Annotated in this window: 2 protein-coding genes and 1 pseudogene; all 3 read right to left on the bottom strand. The window is 61.0% G+C overall.

Annotated features, from left to right (window positions below; genetic code table 11):
• Positions 1-137 (bottom strand): annotated as a pseudogene (locus ACIQ36_RS19785) (glutathione-disulfide reductase); the annotation flags it as partial.
• A 2-nt stretch (positions 138-139) separates the two neighbouring features.
• Positions 140-1,597: an NAD-dependent succinate-semialdehyde dehydrogenase gene (locus tag ACIQ36_RS19780; protein WP_395832560.1), complete on the bottom strand. Its 1,458-nt coding sequence runs from the start codon at positions 1,595-1,597 to the stop codon at positions 140-142.
• Positions 1,598-1,684: 87 nt separating this feature from the next.
• Entirely contained in the window at positions 1,685-2,521 is an 837-nt protein-coding gene (locus tag ACIQ36_RS19775; protein ID WP_395832558.1) for a DUF3108 domain-containing protein, read from the bottom strand.
• Positions 2,522-2,756: the final 235 nt, after the last annotated feature.

Here is a 2,756-nt window from a genome sequence, read left to right as displayed (position 1 = left end):
CCGCGCAGCACGCAGGTACCACCAATGCGAGCTTCCTCAATGATCCCCACGCGGGGCCCGTAGGAGGCGGCGCGGCGGGAGCCCGCCACCCCGCCGGAGCCCGCGCCAATCGTCAGCAGGTCGAAATCATAGGCCATGCTTAGGCTCCAATGCCGCCCATTGCGAGGAACTTGATCTGGACGTAATCGTCCACGCCATATTTGGAGCCTTCGCGGCCCATACCAGACTGTTTGACACCGCCGAAGGGCGCAACTTCGGTCGCAATCGCGCCTTCGTTGATGGCAACCATGCCATATTCCAAGGCTTCGGCGACGCGCCAGACGCGGCCAAGATCGCGCGCGTAGAAATAGGCGGCCAAACCGTAATCGGTATCATTCGCCAGGTGAATAACCTCGGCTTCATCCTTGAAGCGCACCAGCGGCGCAACCGGGCCGAAGATTTCATCGCGGATCACGGCCATATCGGGCGTTACATTGGCAAGAACGGTCGGCTCGTAGAAACGACCGCCCAAAGCGTGCTTATGCCCGCCGGTGAGGATTTTCGCGCCCTTATCGGTCGCATCCGCCACCATACGTTCGACTTTGGCCAGCGCGCGATCATCGATCAGCGGCCCCGTCGTCGTGCCTGCCTCCAGCCCATTACCGACTTTCAGCGCCTTCACGGCAGCCGTGAATTTTTCAGCAAACGCGTCGTAAAATCCGTCCTGAACAAAGACGCGGTTGGCGCAGACGCAGGTTTGCCCGGCATTGCGGTATTTGGAGAGGATTGCTCCCGCCACCGCCGCGTCAATATCGGCATCGTCGAACACGATGAACGGCGCATTGCCGCCCAACTCCATGCTGACCTTTTTCACCGTCTGCGCGGCCTTACCGAGCAGCAGCTTACCGACCGCCGTGGAGCCGGTGAAGGTGATCTTCTTCACCTTCGGATTGAAGCACAGTTCATCGCCAATCGGCGGCGCATCGCCGAAAACGATATTCAGCACGCCCGCCGGTAGCCCAGCGCGCTCGGCGAGTTCCGCCAAAGCGAGCGCCGAAAAGGGCGTGAGATCGGAGGGTTTGACCACCAAAGTACAACCAACGGCCAAGGCCGCCCCGGCTTTCCGCGCGATCATCGAGGAAGGGAAATTCCACGGCGTAATCGCGCCGCAAACCCCAACCGGCTGCTTGACAACAAGCAAGCGTTGGCCGCTGCGCGGCTGCGGAATAAAATCGCCATACACCCGGCGGCCTTCTTCGGCAAACCATTGGATATAGGCCGCGCCGGAGAGGATTTCGCCCCGCGCTTCGGCCAGCGGCTTGCCCTGCTCGGTTGTCATAATCTGCGCCAGATCTTCGACGTTCTGGGTGATAAGATCGGCCCAGCGGCTCAGAATAGTGGCGCGTTCTTTGGCGGTTTTAGCGGCCCACAACGGAAAGGCTGCGGATGCGGCATCAATTGCGCGGCGGGTTTCGACCGCGCCCATATTCGGCACCGTCCCAATCGCCGCGCCCGTCGCCGGATTATCGACGGAAATCGTCGCGCCCGCATCGGCGGCGACCCACTGGCCGTTGATGTAGGCGTGTTGGCGAAATAGGGCGGTATCGGTCAACTTCATCGGGTCGTCTCCGGTTCGAACGGGTGAGCGGCGTTAAGCGCCGAACACTATCACCTTGGATATTGGCCCGAAACCAGAGAGACAAGCCTATTGCGCGGGCAAGGCAGCCATGCGCGTAACCCCGCTTGCAGGGCGGGCGGCGACCAAATGCACGATAATGCTGCCCACCGTGAGTTCACTCTCAATCCGGACGGGGAGACGCGGCAAGCCGGGAAGTACTTTCCCCAAATGCAGAATAATTGGCTTTTCGCGATCTTCCGCGCGGTTCCAATCATTCTCGCGGATAACGTAGCCGCCGATGCGCTTAATCGTGAATTGGCAGACCAACGTCGGCCCCGCGAAAATCGTATAGGAAGACGGTTTCAGTTCATCCGCTCGGGGCGGCGCGAACACCGCATCGTAACGGCGACGGCCATCGAAAACGGGGATTTGCGTGGGGCACCCGCCCGTATCGGCCTGCTGGCGCAGACCGAGAAAGGTTCCTGTTAGCGGATCAAGCGTGCCCGCCGTCTGCTCCGGCAGAATCGGCGTGCGCGGCTCCGGGTCCTCCGGCGGGCTAATCTGCCAATCGGCCGGCCGATTGGCGTAGGAACGCAGATCAACACGGCGCACTTGGCCGCGAAAGACGCCTTCGGTGCGAAACACGACCTGCTGAACCCGGCTGGGGGACAATGGGTCCACATCGGCTTCGGCAAACTGCGAGGAGCGCCAGCCGATAATCCAATCCGTAACCCCCTCGGTCTGTGCTGTCAGCGCGATTTCCGTGCGGGTGTCGGAGGCGGTATAGCGCAGAAAATAGCGGGCGGCGGCAATACCGCCCACATAAACGCGATATTCAAGCTCTGCCCCGCGCGGCTCTTGCGCGCGCGCTGAAAGCGATAGACCGAGGTTTGCAACGATCAAAAAATACCCGAGCGGTCGCATGATCGTCCCTTCACATAAACAGAAAGGTTGGTCCTGAAGAGATGGGATGGACATCACCGTCTGTCCATCCCCTCGCCCGCAGGTCCAGACCTGCAACCACCCCGCCCTGATCAGCGCTTCTGATCGGGTGTGAACCGCCCCGAGTTTGCCGGAGACCCCAACTCGTGAGAAGTAGGGTCTATGACAAGCAAGACGACGAACAAGTTTTCTCCTGAAGTCCGCGCCCGCGCCGTTC

The organism is Elstera sp. (assembly GCF_044372965.1).
Taxonomy (GTDB): Bacteria; Pseudomonadota; Alphaproteobacteria; order Elsterales; family Elsteraceae; genus Elstera.
Note: the sequence above shows the minus strand (reverse complement) of the source record. Positions and strands in the feature narration are given on the sequence as shown.